Source organism: Glutamicibacter sp. Je.9.36 (genome assembly GCF_051129975.1).
Classification (GTDB): Bacteria; Actinomycetota; Actinomycetes; order Actinomycetales; family Micrococcaceae; genus Glutamicibacter.
Genome location: NZ_JBCPSN010000001.1, coordinates 251,153 through 269,175, shown reverse-complemented (window position 1 = coordinate 269,175; position 18,023 = coordinate 251,153). Strand labels below are relative to the sequence as shown.

15 protein-coding genes are annotated in these 18,023 nt (G+C 63.1%); 12 read left to right on the top strand and 3 right to left on the bottom strand.

Annotated elements, in window-relative coordinates; translation table 11 throughout:
* Positions 1-245 precede the first annotated feature (245 nt).
* From AAZQ98_RS01230 to AAZQ98_RS01205, 6 genes are all read left to right on the top strand, one after another.
* Entirely contained in the window at positions 246-731 is a 486-nt protein-coding gene (locus AAZQ98_RS01230) for a nucleoside deaminase (protein ID WP_388023371.1), read from the top strand.
* Positions 732-743: 12 nt separating this feature from the next.
* A complete protein-coding gene (locus AAZQ98_RS01225; RefSeq protein WP_434689239.1) occupies positions 744-2,246 on the top strand; it encodes an NCS2 family permease in 1,503 nt (500 codons plus the stop codon).
* A gap of 272 nt (positions 2,247-2,518) precedes the next feature.
* Positions 2,519-4,024, top strand: a complete 1,506-nt coding sequence (locus tag AAZQ98_RS01220) for a xanthine dehydrogenase small subunit (protein WP_434689237.1) — start codon at positions 2,519-2,521, stop codon at positions 4,022-4,024.
* Positions 4,021-6,354 (top strand): xanthine dehydrogenase molybdopterin binding subunit, encoded by a 2,334-nt coding sequence (xdhB, locus tag AAZQ98_RS01215; protein ID WP_434689235.1) that lies wholly within the window; start codon positions 4,021-4,023, stop codon positions 6,352-6,354. The genes AAZQ98_RS01220 and xdhB overlap by 4 nt, the downstream gene beginning before the upstream one ends.
* A 2-nt stretch (positions 6,355-6,356) precedes the next feature.
* Positions 6,357-7,175 (top strand): xanthine dehydrogenase accessory protein XdhC, encoded by an 819-nt coding sequence (gene xdhC, locus AAZQ98_RS01210; RefSeq protein WP_434689233.1) that lies wholly within the window; start codon positions 6,357-6,359, stop codon positions 7,173-7,175.
* A gap of 126 nt (positions 7,176-7,301) precedes the next feature.
* Positions 7,302-8,066, top strand: a complete 765-nt coding sequence (locus AAZQ98_RS01205; protein ID WP_434689232.1) for a hypothetical protein — start codon at positions 7,302-7,304, stop codon at positions 8,064-8,066.
* 114 nt (positions 8,067-8,180) lie between these two features.
* Here AAZQ98_RS01205 and mmuM read toward each other — a convergent pair whose 3' ends face one another.
* Positions 8,181-9,128, bottom strand: a complete 948-nt coding sequence (mmuM, locus tag AAZQ98_RS01200) for a homocysteine S-methyltransferase (protein WP_434689230.1) — start codon at positions 9,126-9,128, stop codon at positions 8,181-8,183.
* A gap of 130 nt (positions 9,129-9,258) precedes the next feature.
* On the opposite strand from mmuM, the gene AAZQ98_RS01195 reads away from it, so the two are divergent.
* Positions 9,259-10,707: an amino acid permease gene (locus AAZQ98_RS01195; protein WP_434689228.1), complete on the top strand. Its 1,449-nt coding sequence runs from the start codon at positions 9,259-9,261 to the stop codon at positions 10,705-10,707.
* A gap of 115 nt (positions 10,708-10,822) precedes the next feature.
* Here the strand turns inward: AAZQ98_RS01195 and purB are convergent, their stop codons facing one another.
* Positions 10,823-12,232: an adenylosuccinate lyase gene (gene purB / locus AAZQ98_RS01190; RefSeq protein WP_434689227.1), complete on the bottom strand. Its 1,410-nt coding sequence runs from the start codon at positions 12,230-12,232 to the stop codon at positions 10,823-10,825.
* On the opposite strand from purB, the gene AAZQ98_RS01185 reads away from it, so the two are divergent.
* Together AAZQ98_RS01185 and AAZQ98_RS01180 are read left to right on the top strand one after the other, a co-directional pair.
* Positions 12,213-12,644 carry a hypothetical protein gene (locus AAZQ98_RS01185; RefSeq protein WP_133834095.1) on the top strand — a complete coding sequence of 144 codons (432 nt, stop codon included), beginning with the start codon at positions 12,213-12,215 and terminating at the stop codon, positions 12,642-12,644. The two genes, purB and AAZQ98_RS01185, sit on opposite strands and share 20 nt — an antisense overlap.
* A 2-nt stretch (positions 12,645-12,646) precedes the next feature.
* Positions 12,647-13,996, top strand: a complete 1,350-nt coding sequence (locus tag AAZQ98_RS01180) for a hypothetical protein (protein WP_434689225.1) — start codon at positions 12,647-12,649, stop codon at positions 13,994-13,996.
* 182 nt (positions 13,997-14,178) lie between these two features.
* Here the strand turns inward: AAZQ98_RS01180 and AAZQ98_RS01175 are convergent, their stop codons facing one another.
* A complete protein-coding gene (locus AAZQ98_RS01175; RefSeq protein WP_105656214.1) occupies positions 14,179-14,565 on the bottom strand; it encodes a phage holin family protein in 387 nt (128 codons plus the stop codon).
* A gap of 82 nt (positions 14,566-14,647) precedes the next feature.
* Here AAZQ98_RS01175 and AAZQ98_RS01170 point away from each other — a divergent pair, with 82 nt between their 5' ends.
* The 3 genes from AAZQ98_RS01170 to AAZQ98_RS01160 all read left to right on the top strand — a co-directional run bounded on the left by AAZQ98_RS01170 (position 14,648) and on the right by AAZQ98_RS01160 (position 18,005).
* Positions 14,648-15,757: a histidinol-phosphate transaminase gene (locus tag AAZQ98_RS01170; RefSeq protein ID WP_434689222.1), complete on the top strand. Its 1,110-nt coding sequence runs from the start codon at positions 14,648-14,650 to the stop codon at positions 15,755-15,757.
* 127 nt (positions 15,758-15,884) lie between these two features.
* Positions 15,885-17,027 (top strand): pyruvate dehydrogenase (acetyl-transferring) E1 component subunit alpha, encoded by a 1,143-nt coding sequence (gene pdhA, locus AAZQ98_RS01165; protein WP_434689221.1) that lies wholly within the window; start codon positions 15,885-15,887, stop codon positions 17,025-17,027.
* Positions 17,028-18,005 carry an alpha-ketoacid dehydrogenase subunit beta gene (locus tag AAZQ98_RS01160; protein ID WP_133834092.1) on the top strand — a complete coding sequence of 326 codons (978 nt, stop codon included), beginning with the start codon at positions 17,028-17,030 and terminating at the stop codon, positions 18,003-18,005.
* The last annotated feature ends 18 nt before the right edge of the window (positions 18,006-18,023 follow it).

The following is an 18,023-nucleotide window of genomic DNA, read 5'->3' as shown; positions in this document are numbered from 1 at the left end:
TGGGAGAGGGGATGAGCGGCAAGACGGCAAGTTTTTGTTCATGATGCGAAAAAGAGATTTCAAAAGAAGTGTTGCGCGCGTCACAATCCGCTGATAATCTCGTAGCTGTCTATGGCGGGCACCCACCTGATGGGTCGCTATCTACCGGGCATGCAACTGATCGATTTCAGGTGACAAGCGCAACCGGTAGCAAGCGCCAAGCAGCGCGCTGCGGTTCTCTTGTCCAAAGCATGAGGAGCCACGCGATGAGCGTTACTACCACTGGCCAAGACTATCTTTCGATGGCCATCGATATTGCCACCACAAATGTCCACAACGCCGGCGGGCCTTTCGGCGCCGTCGTGGTCACCCCCGACGGCCAGGTCTTCGAAGGGGTCAACCGCGTCACGGCCAACAATGATCCATCGGCGCACGCCGAAGTGGTGGCCATCCGCACCGCGGCCGCCGCCTTGGGGACCTTCGACTTGAGCGGCTGCGTGCTCTACAGCAGCTGCGAACCCTGCCCGATGTGCCTGGCCACCTCGCTGTGGGCCCGCATCGGCAAGGTCTTCTTCGCGGCCAACAGGCATGATGCGGCTGCCGCCGGATTCGACGACGCGGTGTTCTACGACTATTTCGAAGCAAAATCCAACCGCTCGCTGATGCCGGTGAACTGCTTCCAGTCCGAAGGCGGCGAGCACCTGTTGCCGTTCAAGGCATGGGATTCGCAAGAATCCCGGACCGACTACTAAAGGTCCAGGACCATGACCACGACAAGTCGCTTGCCAGCTGGCCCCCAGGGCGCGCAGCGCGGCAGCAAACCGCGCCGGCCGGGCGGGCCGGGCGGCATCCTGGACGCGTTCTTCAGCATCACCGAACGCGGGTCCACGCTGGCGCGGGAATTGCGCGGCGGGATCGTCACCTTCTTCACGATGGCCTACATCGTGATCCTCAACCCGCTGATCCTCGGCGGATTCAGCGCCGAGGCCGCACCCGTGGATGTGGCCGGCAACTGGCTTCCGGCCGCGCAGGTCGGGGCAATGACCTCGCTGACGGCCGGGGCCATGACCATCCTGTTCGGGCTGATCGCCAACCTGCCCTTCGGCCTGGCCGCCGGGCTGGGCATCAACTCCTTCCTGGCCGTCTCGGTGATCCAGGATGTCACCTGGCCCGAGGCCATGGGACTGGTGGTGGTCAACGGCGTGCTGATCGTCCTGTTCGGGATGACCGGGGTGCGCACCGCGATCTTCCGGGCCATCCCCAAGGACCTGAAGGCCGCCATTACGGTGGGCATCGGGCTGTTCATCACCTTCATCGGGTTCGTGGACTCCGGCTTCGTCACCCGTACCGCCGCCGGGCCTCCGGTCCAGCTGGGCGATGGCGGGTCGATCGTCTCGATCCCGACCATGGTCTTCGTGGTGGGGTTGCTGATCATGGGTGCGCTGGTGGCCCGCGGGGTGCAGGGCGCGATCCTGATCGGCATCGTGATCTCCACGGTGCTGGCGATGATCGCCGAGCTGGTGTTCAGGATCGGGCCAGCCGGTGCGGATAACCCGCATGGCTGGCACCTGAACATGCCGGTGCTGCAGGGAAATATCGTCTCGTTGCCGGATTTGTCGCTGGCCGGGGAGTTCGACCTGTTCGGCTCCTTCGGGCGGATCGGCGCGCTGGCGGCGACGATGCTGGTGTTCACCTTGGTGTTCACGAACTTCTTCGACGCCATGGGCACCATGACCGGACTGGCCAAGAATGCCGGTCTGGCGCGCAAGGACGGCACCTTCCCGCGGCTGAAGGCCGCGTTCGTGGTCGAGGGCCTGGGCGCGGTGGCCGGAGGCATGGGCTCCTCCTCCTCGAATACCGTCTACGTGGATTCGGCGGCCGGCATCGGGGAAGGAGCGCGCACCGGGCTGGCTTCGGTCATCACCGGGGTGCTGTTCCTGGGGTCGATGTTCTTCACGCCGCTGACCTCGGTGGTTCCCATCGAGGTGGCTGCCGCGGCACTGGTTCTGGTGGGCACCTTGATGTGCGCGCAGATCCGCGAGATCAACTTCAAGCGGTTCTCCAGCGCCATGCCGGCGTTCCTCACCCTGATCACCATGCCGCTGACCTACTCCATTGCCAATGGCATTGGCGCAGGGTTCATCGCCTGGGTGGTGGTGAACACCGCGGCCGGGCGGTATGCCAAGATCCATCTGCTGCTGTGGGTGGTGGCGCTGGGCTTCCTGGTGTACTTCGCACGGGGCCCGATTACGGCCCTACTGGCCTGAGCTGATACGGGCTATAGTAAGGATCCACTGAGGTGAGGTGGCTCACCTTGATGGTTTGCATGGATGTGAATGATCCGAATTCTGGAGGGTAATCATGGGCGGATGCCTCGCCTGGTCCAAGGGCCAGATCGCGCACGGAAACTGATCCCGCCGCAGCACGCGGCGGCGCCCTGGACGAGCCTGGAACCTCCGGCAGGGCGCCAGATCCCACCCATCATCCAATTCATTCATGGTGCGCCGGGCGACGCCCGGGCGCAGGAGGTGTCAACGGCATGAGCGCCGAGGCAACGCAAGAGACAAAATGCCTGGTTACGGTCAACGGAAAGGTCCGGGAATTCGACGGGCCGCCGCATACCAACGCGCTGGATTTCCTGCGCGGGCAGCAATTGATCGGATGCAAGGAAGGCTGTGCCGAGGGCGAGTGCGGCGCCTGCTCGATCCTGGTGGCCCGCAGTGATGGGGAAGGCAGCAGGTGGACGGCGGTCAACGCCTGCCTGCTGCCGGCCGCGGCACTCGACGGCCAGGAAATCATCACCTCCGAAGGGCTGGGCAGCGTCGCGGCGCTGCATCCGGTGCAGGAAGAGATGGCCAACCGCGGCGGATCCCAGTGCGGTTATTGCACCCCCGGATTCGTCTGCTCCATGGCCGCCGAATACTACCGCCCCGAGCGGACCGCCAATCCCGCAGTCAGCGCGGAGGATAGCGGCGAGCACGAGTGCGGACCCAATGGATTCGACCTGCACGCGCTGTCGGGCAATCTCTGCCGCTGCACCGGATACCGCCCGATCCGCGACGCCGCCTACGCCCTGGGCGAGCCCGCCGGGGACGACCAGCTGGCAGCCCGGGCGCAGCGCGCCGCACCGGCCCCGGCAGCCACGGATATCCAGCGCGCCGATACCCCTACCGGGGACCTGGGCCGCTTCCGCCGGGCCATCGATCTGGACCAGGCACTGCAGATCCTGGCCGCCGAACCGCAGACCGTACTGGTGTCCGGTGCCACCGACTGGGGCGTGGAGGTCAACATCAAGGGCGCCCGCGCCCGCTCGGTGCTGGCCATCGACCGGCTGCCCGAGCTGCGCCAGATCCACTGGAACGAGCAGTACCTCGAATTGGGTGCAGGCTGCACCCTGAGCGAACTGGAACGCAAGCTCGCCGGGCAGGTTCCGCTGCTCTCCCAGCTCTTCGGGCAGTTCGCGTCAAGGCTGATCCGCAATAGCGCGACCATCGGCGGGAACCTGGGGACCGGCTCGCCCATTGGCGATACCCCGCCGGCGCTGCTGGCGCTGGAGGCCGAGCTGGTGCTTTCCAGCATCCGCGGCAACCGGGTGGTGGCGCTTTCGGACTACTTCACCGGCTACCGGCAGACCGTGCGCGAGCCGGCGGAGATGATCACCGCGATCCGCATCCCGTTGCCGCTGGCGCCGCTGACCAGCTTCCAGAAGATTTCCAAGCGGCGCTTCGATGACATTTCCTCGGTAGCCATCGGCTATGCGCTCACGGTGTCGGACGGCATGATCACCAGGGCGCGGATCGGGCTGGGCGGCGTGGCCGCGACCCCGCTGCGCGCCGTGGCCACCGAAGCACTGCTGGAAGGCCAACCGTGGAACCTGGAAACCATCCGGTCCGCGGCACGCACCATGGGCACCGAAGGAACGCCGATGGATGACCACCGGGCCAGCGCCAACTACCGCAAGGCCATGCTGGCCTCCTCGCTTGAACGGTTCTATGCCCAGCAGCTTGAACGCCGCTTTGAAGCAGGACAGGAGCAGAACTCATGAGCCAGCTATCCCAACGCCCCGATGCACCGGTAGTCGGCCAGCGCCACCGCCACGAATCGGCGGCCGCGCACGTCACCGGCACCGCGCTGTATACCGACGACCTGGCCGCGCGCCTGGCCGGGGTCCTGCATGCCTACCCGGTGCAGTCCATCTGCGCCCATGGAAAAATCCTGGGCCTGGATGCCAGCGCGGCGCTGCAGGTACCCGGGGTGGTCCGGGTCATCACCGCGAAAGACATCCCCGGGGTCAATGACCAGGGCGCCAAGCACGACGAGCCGCTGCTCCCGGTTCACGAGATCATGTTCTTCGGCCAGCCGGTGGCGTGGGTCCTGGGCGAAGACCTGGAAGCTGCCAAGGCCGGGGCCAGGGCGGTGCGCGTGGAGTACGAACCGCTGGAGTCGCTGATCACCATCAAGGACGCGATCGAGGCCAACAGCTTCCACGGTATCCAGCCCGAGATCTCCAAGGGCGATCCGGAGGCCGCCTTCGCGCAGGCGGCCCACGTTTTCGAGGGCGATTTCGAGTTCGCCGGCCAGGAGCACTTCTATCTGGAAACCCAGAACTCGCTGGCGATGGTGGATGAGAGCGGGCAGATCATGATCCACTGCTCCACCCAGCATCCCACCGAAACCCAGGACATCGTCTCGCATGTGCTGGGCATTGGAGCCCACGAGGTCACCGTGCAGGTATTGCGCATGGGAGGCGGCTTCGGCGGCAAGGAAATGCAGCCCCATGGCTATGCCGCGGTGGCGGCACTCGGTGCGGTGCTCACCGGACGGCCGGTGCGGGTGCGGCTGGACCGCACCCTGGACATGACCATGACTGGCAAGCGCCACGGATTCCATGCAACCTGGAAAATCGGCTTCGACGCGCAGGGCAAGATCCTGGCCCTGCAGGCCCAGCTGACCGCTGACGGCGGATGGAGCCTGGATCTGTCCGAACCGGTGCTGACCCGCGCGATGTGCCATATCGACAATTCCTATTGGATCCCGAATATCAGGGTCAACGGGCGCATCGCCAAATGCCATAAGACCTCGCAGACCGCGTTCCGCGGCTTCGGCGGTCCGCAGGGCATGCTGGTCATGGAAGACATCCTGGGCCGGGTGGCCCCGCAGCTGGGATTGGACGCCCGGGAACTGCGCCGCCGCAATTTCTACACCCAGGGACAGGACACTCCGTACTACCAGCCGGTCCGGCATCCCGAGCGCTTGGAGGCTGCCTGGAGCCAGCTGCTCGGCTCGGCAGATATCGCCGCGCGCGAGGAGCAGATCGCAGAATTCAATGCCGGGCACGAGCACGCCAAAAGGGCGCTGGCGATGACGCCGGTGAAATTCGGCATCTCCTTCAACCTCACCGCCTTCAACCAGGGCGGCGCGCTGGTGCTGGTCTACAAGGACGGTTCGGTGCTGGTCAACCACGGCGGCACCGAAATGGGACAGGGCCTGCATACCAAGATGCTGCAGGTGGCCGCCACCGCCTTGGGCGTGCCGCTGTCCAAGGTGCGCATTGCCCCCACACGCACCGACAAGGTGCCCAATACCTCGGCCACCGCAGCCAGTTCGGGCAGCGACCTGAATGGCGGCGCGGTCAAGGATGCGTGCGAGCAGATCCGCGGCCGGCTCGCGCAGGTGGCCGCCGGGAAATTGGGGGTTCCGGCGCAAGACCTGCGCTTCAGCGGCGGCAGGGTCACCGCGCTGGGCAAGAGCGAATCGCTGGGGTGGGAAGAAGTGGTCAACGCCGCGTACTTCCAGCGGGTCCAGCTTTCGGCCGCCGGCTTCTACCGGACCGAAGGGCTGCATTGGGACCTGTCGCGGATGACGGGCAGCCCGTTCAAGTACTTCTCCTACGGGGTGGCGGCCAGCGAGGTGGAAGTCAGCGGCTTTGACGGCTCCTATGTGCTGCGCCGCGTGGATATCGTCCATGATGTGGGCGATTCCCTCTCGCCGCTGGTGGATCTGGGGCAAATCGAGGGAGGATTCGTGCAGGGGGCTGGCTGGCTGACCCTGGAGGATTTGCGCTGGGACACCTCCGATGGCCCGGGCCGCGGACGGGTGGCCACCCAAGCCGCGAGCACCTACAAGATCCCGAGCTTCTCCGAGATGCCCGACGTCTTCAACGTCAGCTTGCTGGACAAGGCGCATGAGGAAGGCGCGATTTACGGATCCAAGGCCGTGGGAGAACCGCCGCTGATGCTCGCTTTCTCGGTGCGCGAGGCACTGCGTCAGGCCATTGCCTCCTTCGGCCGCTCCGGGCGTTCGGTGCCGCTGGCGTCCCCGGCGACTCCGGAAGCGGTGTTCTGGGCGATCGAAGCGGCGCGGGAGGAGCGGTAGCCATGCTGTCGTGGATTGAAGCTGTCACCGCGCTGCGCAATGAACGGCGTCCCGCGGTGCTGGCCACCATCACCGCGGTGCGCGGGCATGCCCCGCGCGAGGCCGGCGCGAAAATGGTGATTGCCAGCCAGGAGATCTTCGGAACCATCGGCGGGGGCAACCTGGAGATGGCGGCCATGGAACGGGCCCGGCAGATGATCAGCGCGGGCGGGAACCAGCCGCAGAGCATCACCATGAAGCTCAGCGACAAGGCCCCGGCCAAGTACGGCAGGCAATGCTGCGGCGGCGAGATCACGGTGCTGCTAGAGCCCTTGCCGGTTCCTGCCACGGTGGCGATCTTCGGGGTGGGAAATGTGGGCATGGAATTGGCCCGCATTCTCTCCCGCCATGACCTGGAGCTGCATCTGGTTGATTCGCGCCCGGAATTCCTGGAGGACCTGCCGGTCCTTGAACCGAGCGTGGCGCGGATCCATTCGGCGGTGGCGGTGCTCGGGGAGCAGGTGCTCAGCTGCCTGCCGGAGGGAACGCACGTGCTGATCATGACGCACGATCATGCCGAGGATTTCCACCTATGCGATGCCGCGTTGCGCCACCCGGGCTTGGGATCGATCGGATTGATCGGTTCGAGCGCCAAGTGGGCCCGCTTCCAGAAGAATCTGCGTGCCAGCGGCTTCAGCGACGAACAGATCGCGGCGATCCAGTGCCCCATTGGGATCGAGCAGGTGCGGGGCAAACAGCCGGCGGTGATTGCCGTGTCCGTGGCCGCCGACTTGCTGGCGAGGATCACGTCCGGGGCAAAGCAGCCGGTGCGCAGCGCCTAGATGCGGGGCCGGCGGTCGATTATGAGAATTGTCTAACGTGGGGAACAAGGAGCAATGCTGGGGAGTTTAAACAGGGGAGAGCGGTGCTTCGTGCACCGCGCCCGCAACGTCTAGGAGGCCAATTCCATGTCCATGTTCGACAAGCTGCTGCGCAAGGGCAAGCAAATGGCCGGCGAGTACGTCCGGGAACAGCTCAACCAACGCGGCTCCAATAGCAACCAGCGCGGCTCCAATAACCAGCAACGCGGCTACCAGCAGAATCCCGGCGGCTACCAGCAGCAGCCGCAGCACCAGAACTACGGCGAGCGCGGCTACGGCAACCAGCCGGCCTCGGCACCGTCGCGCGAGGACCAGGCCGCGATCGAGAAGTACCGCTACATGCTCCGTACCGCACCGCCGCAGGATATGGAACGCGCCCACGCCGAGGCTTTCGCCCGGCTGACCCCGCAGCAACGCGAACTGCTGCATCATGAGCTCTCCGAGCAGTTGCCGCCAGCAGAACGCCCGATGAGCCAGGATCCAAGGGACCTGGCCCGTTCGGCAACCCGCGCGGAGATGTCGCGTCCCGGGTTCATGGACAAGATCTTGGGTTCCGGCGGCAGGGGACGGGGCATGGGCATGGCTGCCGGCGCGGCCGGCGGCTTGGGTGTCGGCCTGCTCGGCGGCGTGGCAGGTGCGTTCATCGGCACCGCCATTGCCGGACCGCTGCTTGATGGTTTCGCCGGTATTGGCGAAGAGTTCGGTTCCATGGCCGAGGGCCTGGGCGATACCGTATCCGGTGCCGGGGAACAGCTCTCCGCGGCCGGTGAAGGCCTGGGCGGCCAGGCCGAAGGCATGTTCGGGGACTTCCTCGGCGGCGCCGGTGGGGACTTCGGCGACTTCGAGTTCTAAAGTAACTGGTCTCAAGCCGGCAGCAACTGCGAGTTGCTGCCGGCTTTTTCGCGCGCTGTCCAGGCCTGCGGACAAGCCGCTGGCTCAGCGGAAGCCGAAGTGCCTGGACGGGCTTTAGCCGAGCTGGATGGCTTCGCGGACCCGGGTGATCTGTCCCGGGGTGACCTGGCAGCAACCGCCGATCAGGCGAGCGCCCGCGGCCACGAGTTCGGGAACCGCTCCGGGCAGATCATTGCCGTCAGTTCCTGGGACCCACACACGAGCTTCGTGGTCCCAAATTTCGCCGCTGTTCGGGTAGGCGGACAGCGGCAAGCCGGTTTCTTCTCCCAGGATCTGCAACGCGGCCACCGCTTGGGGTACCGGGCAGCAGTTCACGCCGACTGCGTCCCACACGCCGGATTCCTGAACGATTCCGGCTACGACTCGCAGATCGGTGCCATCGCCCAGAACCACTCGGCCTTGGTCATCGGCGCGCACCGCAAGGCTGAGCAACGCCGGCAGTTGCAGCTCCCGAGCCAATACGGTCAATGCTTCTGCTTCTGCCAGGCTCGGCACGGTTTCAAAGATGACCAGATCGGCACCGGCATCAGCCAGGATTTCCAAGCGCTTGCGGTGCCAGTTGGCCAGCTCGGAGGCCGTCTTGCGATAGGCGCCGTCGTATTCGGTCCCGGCGCCCGGTCCGGCACCGTAGGGACCCACCGAGGCGGCCACCCAGCGTGCTGCGTCCGCGCTCCCAGCGCTGGAGGCTTCTCTAGCCAGGCGCACGCTGGTGCGCAGCATTTGTTCCATCTGCTGCTCAGAGCCCACTTGAGCCAGGCCGTCATAGCTGACCTGGTAGGAGCAGGTCGTGGCAACTTGGGCGCCGGCAGCGAAAAAGTCCTGGTGCGCCGCGCGGACCTCTTCGGGACGGTCCATGAGGATCTGCGCTGACCACAGGTGCCCGGTCACGTCATTGCCGCGATCGGCCAGATGGGTGCCGAGACCGCCGTCGAGGATGATCGGCCGGCTGCCTTCGGCGCGCAATGCGTCACGGAAATTGCTGGGGTGGTTTGGGATATGCACGTCATCGAGGGTACACGGCGAGTGCTTGGATGACCGGCCTTGACGCCGTGTGACCACAGATGACATGCCCGTCCGGGACTGCCGTCCAATCTCGATATCCTGCAAGCGCATTCATTCCACAAGGAGCCCCATGACCGAGAGCATCGTCAGCACCAACGAGACTGCACCAGCCGATTCCGGACTGCTGAGAACCATGACCTCGCGTCATCTGGTGATGATCGCTTTGGGCGGGGTGATCGGCTCGGGCCTGTTCGTTTCCTCCGGATACACCATTGCCCAAGCCGGGCCGCTGGGCGCAGTGCTGGCCTATGCAGTCGGAGCCTTGGTGGCCTACATGGTGATGAGCGGGCTGGGAGAGCTGTCGGCGCGGCATCCGGTGGCAGGAGGATTCCATGCACACGCCACCCGTGATCTTGGACCAGCGTGGGGTTTTGCCACGGCGTGGCTCTACTGGCTGTGCTGGGCGGTAGCCCTGGCCAGCGAATTCACCGCAGCCGGGCTGCTGATGCAACGTTGGTTCCCGTCAATTTCCGTCTGGGTCTTCTCACTGGTTTTCGCTGCTTTGCTGTTTGCGCTGAATGCGACTTCATCGCGGGTCTTCGGAGAAACCGAATTCTGGTTTGCGCTGATCAAGGTGGCGGCGGTGCTGCTGGTGATTGTCGTTGGCGCCGCCACGATCATCGGCATCAACCCGGCCAGTGACGCCGGCGCGATTGGCCTGTCCAATTTCAGCACCGAAGGGGGACTGTTCCCTGCGGGGATTACCGGAGTACTGGTCACCGTCCTCTCGGTGTTCTACGCATTCAGCGGCACCGAGCTGATCGGCGTCGCGGCCGGCGAGGCGAAGAACCCGCAGCTGAGCATTCCGCGGGCCATCCGCACCGCCGTGGTTCGCCTGGCGGTGTTCTTCATCGGTGCCATCGTGGTCGTAGCCGCAATCATCCCGTTTGCCGAGGCGGGCGCGAATGAAAGTCCCTTCGTCACGGTCCTGGATGTCGCCGGCCTGCCAGCCGGTGCGGACATCATGAACTTCGTGATCATCACCGCCCTGCTCTCGGCAGGCAACTCCGGACTGTACTCATGCGCTCGCATGCTGCATTCCATGGGAGCCGCAGGCCAGGCGCCCAAGGCCCTGTCCAAGACCAACAGCAGGGGCATTCCGATGCTGGCCCTGAGCCTGTCGATCCTCGGCGGACTGGTATCGCTGTTCTCCAGCTTCATCGCGGCGCAGTCGCTCTTCATGGCTTTGGTGTCCATTGCCGGGTTTGCGGTAGTAGCGGTGTGGATCGTGATCTGTGCATCGCATCTGTCGTCCCGCCGGCACTACGTTGCCCTGCGTGGATCCACCGATTCCCTGCCCTATCGGGCACCATTGTTCCCGATTCTGCCGATCATCGCCTTGGTGCTGCTTGGCGCTTCACTGGTGGGCGTGGCTTTTGATCCAGCGCAGCGTCCAGCACTGTACTTCGGTGTCCCGTTCACCCTTGCCTGCTTGGCCTATTACCGCTGGCGCCATGGCGCTGGGGTGTTCAGCCCGCAGCGTGAAGCTGTGAGCGAGGAGCTGAAGGTCAGGCCCTAAGTAGGTGAACGGCTGAGATTGAGCCCGCCCACTGGGAGGGCATGAAATTAGCGGCGCCCGGCCAATGGCCGGGCGCCGCTAATTTTGCGTCTAACGCGCTGTTACCTTGTGCGGGCTACTTCTGCAGGTGGTCAACCAGCTGCGAAGCGATGCCGTTGTAGCTGCCCGGGGTCAGCGACTGCAGGCGGGTTTCGGCTTCAGCCGACAGGCCCAATTCGCCAACGAATTCCTTCAGGCGGGCCGCATCCACGCGGTGGCCGCGGGTCAGGTCCTTCAGGCGCTCGTAGGGGTTGTCCATGCCCTCGACACCGGCGATAGCCTCGGCGCGCATGACCATCTGGATGGCCTCTGCGAGAACCTCCCAGTTGTGGTCCAGGTCGTCAGCCAGCACGGCTTCGGCGACAGACAGGCGGTCCAAGCCCTTGGCAACGTTGGAGATCGCCAGCACCGAGTGGCCGATCGCGGTACCGATGTTGCGCTGCGAGGAGGAATCGGTCAGGTCGCGCTGCCAGCGGCTGGTGACCAGGGTGGAACCGAGGGTGTTCAGCAGGCCGTTGGAGATCTCCAGGTTGGCTTCTGCGTTCTCGAAGCGGATCGGGTTGACCTTGTGCGGCATGGTCGAGGATCCGGTGGCGCCGGCCACTGGGATCTGCGCGAAGTAGCCGATGGAGATGTAGCTCCAGACATCGGTGCACAGGTTGTGCAGGATGCTGTTGAAGCGTGCAATGTCTGCGTAGACCTCTGCCTGCCAGTCGTGGGATTCGATCTGGGTGGTCAGCGGGTTCCAAGCCAGGCCCAGGTGCTCAACGAAGTCCTTGGAAATCTGCTGCCAGTCCGCGGTCGGGACCGAAGCGTAGTGGGCAGCATAGGTGCCGGTAGCGCCGTTGATCTTGCCCAGGTACTCGGTCTTCTCGACGCGATCCAGCTGGCGGGTCAGGCGCCACGCCAGAACTGCCAGTTCCTTGCCCAGGGTGGTTGGGGTGGCTGGCTGGCCGTGGGTGCGCGAGAGCATCGGCACGTCGCGGGAGTCCTCGGCCATCTTGGCCAGCTGTGCCACCAGGTCGCGGGCTGCCGGCAGCCATACCTGCTGCACGCCGCCCTGGACGCCCAGAGCGTAGGACAGGTTATTGATGTCTTCAGAGGTGCAGCCGAAATGCACCAGCGGCTTGAGGTTGCCAATGCCGATCGCTTCCAGGCGGTTAGCGATGTAGTACTCGACAGCCTTCACATCGTGAACGGTGACAGCTTCGATCTCTGCCAGTTCCTTCACGGAATCAGCGTTGAAATCGGTGACGATCTTGCGCAGTGCTGCCTTCTGTTCCGCAGAAAGCGGGGAGGTGCCTGGAAGAACGGAGTTATCGGTCAAGTGGATCAGCCATTCAACTTCAACGTGAACGCGATCGCGGTTCAAAGCCGCTTCGGAAAGGTAGTCGACCAGCGGTGCCACGGCGCTGCGGTAGCGTCCGTCGAGGGCAGTCAAAGCCAGTGGTTCATTAGCAAGGGAAGTGCGCGCAATCTCAGCCATACTCATATTCTTCCATCCTCGGCGCTACATCACATCTTTTACTTCACTGCTGTTTCCACAACCGGTCGCCAAACGTGCTGGTGCCCCATTGTTGCTGTCCATGATGGTGGACAAATTCTCAAGGATGCGGAGCAAGGAAATGATGTTTCAAGCGACGCTGCTGACGGTGGCAAGTCAGCTCGATGACGCCCAGAAAACCACTAAGTTTGCCATCGCACAGTTGGGTTCAATCCGGGCATTGACTTGGAATTCAAAGGCTGGCAAGGCGTTTCTAGACAATGTTGAGGAGCTGAGCCAGCGACTGGAAATGCTCAATGGCGAGCTGAACAACGCTGAAGAGTACTTGGGGGTTGCCATGCGTGAGATCCAAAACCTCGAAGCGCAAATCATGAACCAGAGAATGGCCTCGTAGCCATGGGATATGAAGTCAATTACAACGAGCCGGATTACGCCCAGGCAGGGGAAATCTGCCAGCGGGTTGCTCGCGACATCAATGGCATATCCGACGCTTTACTCAGGGCCGCGCAGGCTGCGGACAGTTGCCAGGGGGACCTGAATCTGCAGTGCATGGCGGCAGGCATTGAAGCCAGGGGCTATGGCATCGGGCATCTAGGCGATTTGATCAGAGACAGCTATCAGCAGGCCAGGGAAGGCGAAATCACAGCGTTCGAACTTACCGGAAAGGTCTCTGCGGCCATGCGGAATTATGAGGTTGCCGAAGCCGCAGTTGAACGGATGATGCTCGTAAGCACCAGCGCAGTACTGGTCGGGGACTTCATATCCAAGACCCGCGATAACGGCTGGCGTCCGCCGAGGGAAAGCATGGAGTCCTTTTTGCGCTTGCTGATGTCCTACATCCCGCACTGGCCCTTGGCGCCGAATATGACCTTGACCGAGCAAATCGAAGGTACCGCCAAGTCGCTGTCGCGGATTATGCGGCTGCTGGGGTCAAACCGGAATACCGAAATAGAGCTCGCAGGGCAAGATCCAGCTCAGACGGTTGAACTGGATGGCAAGATGAGAAGCTATTTCCAGCTGCACGAAAAGCTGGAGGGCGAAGGCACGGAGAACAACGGAAAGATCATGATCGTCGAAGCTGACGATGATACTTATATCGCGCTCTTTCCGGGGACGCAGGATGACGCCGAAGTTCCTTCGCCTTTTGGCCCGGAAGGCATCGCTGACGGCTTCGGGGTGGAATCCGAGAATTTTGTGGAACCGCTCGATGAAGCATTAAGGCTCAGCGGAGCGAAAGAGGGCGATGAAGTAATCCTTTCCGGCTACTCGCAAGGAGGCATTCACGTAGCCCAGCTGACGAAGAACAAGTTCTTGAAGCGCAAGTACAAGCTGAACAAGGTGCTGACCCTTGGTTCTCCCATCGGCACTATTGATCTGCCAAAGGATGTCCGCAGCCTATCCGTAGAAGACCGAAAAGATATGGTGCCCGGCACCGATGGCGGACCCAATCCCCGCAAGGGCGAGCACTACACCACCACTTTCCCAGGTCCGCGCGAGCACATGCAGGACATCTTGCCCGAAGACGGGCTCTTTGGCCCGTCGCATCACCTCAAGAATTACGGTGACCACCTCCTGGAACTCGATGAGGACCCGAAACTGGAAATCAGAGAGCATCTGAAGCAGTTCTACCTTCCCGAATCCCCGCTGAAAATCCGCATGTTCAAGCTGGAGCGCAAGCAAAAAGAACGTCCGCCCTTGAAGGAAGAAGACAAGGAGCGGCTCAAGCACATGGCACCACGCCACTAAAGCGCTCAAGAACTGCAACCAGCCGGCCGGATCAGCATCACCGGGTATCACCGTGCTGATGAATGGTGCTGTGGATCAGGGCAGAAGATGGGACGCTGATCGGGGCCGGCGAATAGGGTATCAACGAAAGAGGACGGCACCTGTCGGATGCCGTCCTCTTCTTGTACTGCGTCGAATACCGCTTACTCGTTCTCGCTCTTGACGAACAATCCGAGGACCGCAGAGACGATGGAGATGATAATCGTGCCGGCGATGGCATCCCACCAGAACTGCTCGATGACCAGTTCAATCGGGGTGAAGGTCGTCAGCCATGAAGTCAGCAGGAGCATCAGGGCGTTAATCACGATGGTGAACAAGCCCAAGGTGAGGCAGGTGATTGGCAAGGAGAACAGCTTGACGATCGGACGGACCAAGGCGTTGACCAATCCGAAGATTGCGCCAACCGCCAAATAGGCGATGACCGTGCTTACTGCACCTTCGCCGGCCGCGACGATCTTGAGGCCGGGCACAATCCAGACGGCGGCGGCGAGGGCAAGCGCATTGACGATGACTCGAATCAGAAAGCTCATGCCTTAACTTTGGCATAGAAATCTGGGATTAGGATGAACCGCAGATATCGCTAAACCCTTAGTGAGGGCTAGGCTTTGAGGTATGACTGAGAACCCGGTGACCCAAGATCAGGTGCAGCCACGCTCTGTAGTTGCACGTTTGCCCAAATACGCTGCAGGCAAGCCGCCTGCCCCTATTGAAGGCGCGAGAGCTTACAAGCTGTCATCGAATGAAATTCCCTTCGGTCCCTTGGACGCTGTGCATCGGGCGGTCGTGGAGCAGTCCAGCCTGAATCGCTACCCTGATCCGCTATCGACCAAGCTGCGCGAAGCACTTTCCGAGTACTTGGACGTTCCTGCGGAAGACATCGTGACCGGGGCCGGTTCCCTTGGCGCGTTGGTGCAGATCCTGAACGCCTTCGCGGGCCAGAACGAAGACGGCATCCAGGATGAAGTCATCTATGCGTGGCGTTCCTTCGAGGCCTACCCAATCCTCGTGCAGACTGCCGGTGCGCTGCCCGTTGAAATCCCGTTGCTGGAAGACGGGCGCCACGATCTGGAATCCATGATCGCAGCGGTGAACGAGAACACTTCAGTCATCTTGCTGTGCACACCGAATAACCCCACCGGTCCGGTACTCAGCCAGGCCGAAGTCGATGACTTCCTGGCACGGGTTCCGAAGAACGTGCTGGTTGTCCTGGATGAGGCCTACACCGAGTTCGTCCGCGACGAGAAATCGGTGGATGGCATCCATACCTACAACGAGAACGAAAATGTGGTTCTCCTGCGCACTTTCTCGAAGGCTCACGGCCTGGCGAATCTCAGGGTGGGCTACTCGGTGGCCCACCCGGAGATCACCGATAACATCCGCGTAGTGGCCACCCCGTTTGCCGTCTCCAGCGTGGCCGAGGATGCCGCGGTCGCTTCGCTGGCCCACATCGACCAGGTGCTTGAGCGCGTTGAGGGCTTGGTCATGGAACGCGAACGAGTTGCCTCGGCCCTGGCCGGGCAGGGCTGGAAGATTCCTTCCACCCAGGCGAACTTCGTCTGGCTTCCGCTGGGCGAAAAGACCGATGAGTTCGTCGAGCGGGCAAACGCCGTGGCGCTGTCGGTGCGCGGCTTCTCGAACGAAGGAGTGCGCGTCTCCATCGGCGAAGTTGAAGCAAACGATCGTTTTATTGATCTGTGCAAGGAATCACTAGACCTGGCATAGGGGCAACTGGTGCTGATTTCTCGCGTTTTAGCGGTCAGTGCCTATAGGCTTAGAAATTAGACAAGCCGTATATGTCCCATGCGGAATGTATTCCGTGTGGGGCATATTTATGACCGAAGGATGATAAATGACGCGTGCTGCGACCGAGGCGACGGAGCCGGATCTGATTCAGATCCTGACTCCGGACGGCCAGCGTCAGTCCCATGGAACGTACGATGCGTATCTGGGTGACGTTGATGATGACATGCTTCGCGGCTTCTACCGCGACATGGCATTGACCCGTCGATTCGACCAAGAGGCCACAGCATTGCAGCGCCAGGGCCAGTTGTGCCTCTGGGTCCCGCTGCGCGGGCAGGAAGCGGCGCAGATCGGTTCCGGCCGTGCCACCCGCCGAAGCGACTACATCTTCCCCACCTACCGCGAGCACGGTGTGGCACTGACCCGCGATGTGTCCTTCTCCGAAATGCTGCGCCTGTTCCGCGGCATCTCCGGAGGCGGCTGGGATCCCCGGGAAAACAACTTCCACATGTACACCATGGTGCTTGCCGCGCAGATGCCGCATGCCGCCGGTTATGCAATGGCTTTGAACATGGAACAGCACGGCTGGGATGAAGCCCGTCGCGCCAAGGAGGGCAACGCCGTAGTCGCCTACTTCGGCGATGGCTCCTCCACCGAGGGCGAAACCCATGAGTCCATGGTCTTCGCCAGCTCCTTCAACGCACCGGTGGTCTACTTCTGCCAGAACAACCAGTGGGCGATCTCCGTTCCTTTCGAGGTCCAGTCCAAGGTGCCGTTGGTCAACCGCGCCGCAGGCTACGGCATGCCGGGAGTGCGCGTGGATGGCAACGACGTGCTGGCCGTTCTGGCGGTCACCCGCTGGGCGCTGGAACACGCACGCAGCGGCAAGGGCCCGGTCCTCATCGAGGCTGTCACCTACCGCCTCGGCGCGCATACCACCGCCGATGATCCAACCAAATACCGCATGAGCGAAGAAGAGGCCCAGTGGGCCCCGAAGGACCCGCTGATCCGCCTGGAAACCTACCTGCGCGAGAACAACCTGGTTGACGACGCCTACTTCGAGCAGCTGGCCGCCGACGCTGATGCGATGGCTGCCAAGGTCCGCGAAGACGCCATGGCCTTCCCTGTCCCGCCGCTGGCCAAGTCCTTCGAGCAGGTCTACGCCGAAGCGCATCCACTGATCCAGGAAGAACTGGCCTGGCATCTGGAATACGAAGCAGGATTCGCCGATGCGGCTGAGGGAGAGCACTAAATGACCACCACAATGACCCTGGCCAAGGCCATTACCAGCGGCCTGGACAAGGTGCTGGAGTCCAATGGCAAGTCTCTGCTGATGGGCGAGGACATCGGGCGCCTCGGTGGCGTCTACCGCATCACCGACGGGCTGATCGACAAGTATGGCGAGCACCGCGTCATCGACTCGCCGCTGGGCGAGGCCGGCATCGTCGGCACCGCCGTGGGCATGGCCCTGCGCGGCTTCAGCCCGCTGGTGGAAATCCAGTTCGACGGCTTCGTCTTCCCGGCTTTCAGCCAGATCACCACCCAGCTGGCCAAGATGCACGCCCGCTCCGAGGGGCGTCTGACCACGCCTGTAGTCATCCGCATCCCTTACGGCGGCGGCATCGGCTCCATCGAGCACCACTCCGAATCCCCGGAGGCGCTGTTCGCCCACACCGCGGGCCTGCGCATCATCACCCCGTCCAACGCGCATGACGCCTACTGGATGATCCAGCAGGCAGCCAGCTGCCAGGACCCGGTGATCTTCTTCGAGCCCAAGCGCCGCTACTGGCTCAAGGGCGAGGTCGATACCGAAACCCCGGCGCTGGATGCCTTCAAGGCGCAGGTGGTCCGGCCGGGCACCGACGCGACCATCGTCGCCTACGGCCCGCTGGTGCCGATCGCCCTGGCTGCCGCTGATGCCGCGCTGGAAGATGGCCGGTCCATCGAGGTCATCGACCTGCGCTCGCTGTCGCCGATCGATTTCGACACCATTACCGAATCGGTGCAGAAGACCGGCCGGCTGATTGTCACCCACGAAGCGCCGACCTTCGGCGGCCTGGGCGGCGAAATCGCGGCCCGCATCACCGAGCGCGCCTTCCTCTCGCTGGAAGCCCCAGTGCTGCGCGTGGGCGGATTCCACATGCCTTACCCGATTTCCAAGGTGGAGTCCCAGTATCTGCCGGACATCGACAAGTTGCTTGAAGCCCTCGACCGGTCTTTCGCTTACTAAGCGGAATCCAAGGAGTAG

Excerpts from the sequence above, each read along its gene's own strand:
- pdhA (WP_434689221.1), top strand. The coding sequence starts at position 15,885 with ATGACGCGTGCTGCGACCGAGGCGACGGAGCCGGATCTGATTCAGATC.
- AAZQ98_RS01160 (WP_133834092.1), top strand. The coding sequence starts at position 17,028 with ATGACCACCACAATGACCCTGGCCAAGGCCATTACCAGCGGCCTGGAC.
- AAZQ98_RS01220 (WP_434689237.1), top strand. The coding sequence starts at position 2,519 with ATGAGCGCCGAGGCAACGCAAGAGACAAAATGCCTGGTTACGGTCAAC.
- purB (WP_434689227.1), bottom strand. The coding sequence starts at position 12,232 with ATGGCTGAGATTGCGCGCACTTCCCTTGCTAATGAACCACTGGCTTTG.
- AAZQ98_RS01225 (WP_434689239.1), top strand. The coding sequence starts at position 744 with ATGACCACGACAAGTCGCTTGCCAGCTGGCCCCCAGGGCGCGCAGCGC.
- xdhC (WP_434689233.1), top strand. The coding sequence starts at position 6,357 with ATGCTGTCGTGGATTGAAGCTGTCACCGCGCTGCGCAATGAACGGCGT.
- xdhB (WP_434689235.1), top strand. The coding sequence starts at position 4,021 with ATGAGCCAGCTATCCCAACGCCCCGATGCACCGGTAGTCGGCCAGCGC.
- AAZQ98_RS01195 (WP_434689228.1), top strand. The coding sequence starts at position 9,259 with ATGACCGAGAGCATCGTCAGCACCAACGAGACTGCACCAGCCGATTCC.
- AAZQ98_RS01175 (WP_105656214.1), bottom strand. The coding sequence starts at position 14,565 with ATGAGCTTTCTGATTCGAGTCATCGTCAATGCGCTTGCCCTCGCCGCC.
- AAZQ98_RS01170 (WP_434689222.1), top strand. The coding sequence starts at position 14,648 with ATGACTGAGAACCCGGTGACCCAAGATCAGGTGCAGCCACGCTCTGTA.
- AAZQ98_RS01205 (WP_434689232.1), top strand. The coding sequence starts at position 7,302 with ATGTCCATGTTCGACAAGCTGCTGCGCAAGGGCAAGCAAATGGCCGGC.
- AAZQ98_RS01230 (WP_388023371.1), top strand. The coding sequence starts at position 246 with ATGAGCGTTACTACCACTGGCCAAGACTATCTTTCGATGGCCATCGAT.
- AAZQ98_RS01180 (WP_434689225.1), top strand. The coding sequence starts at position 12,647 with ATGGGATATGAAGTCAATTACAACGAGCCGGATTACGCCCAGGCAGGG.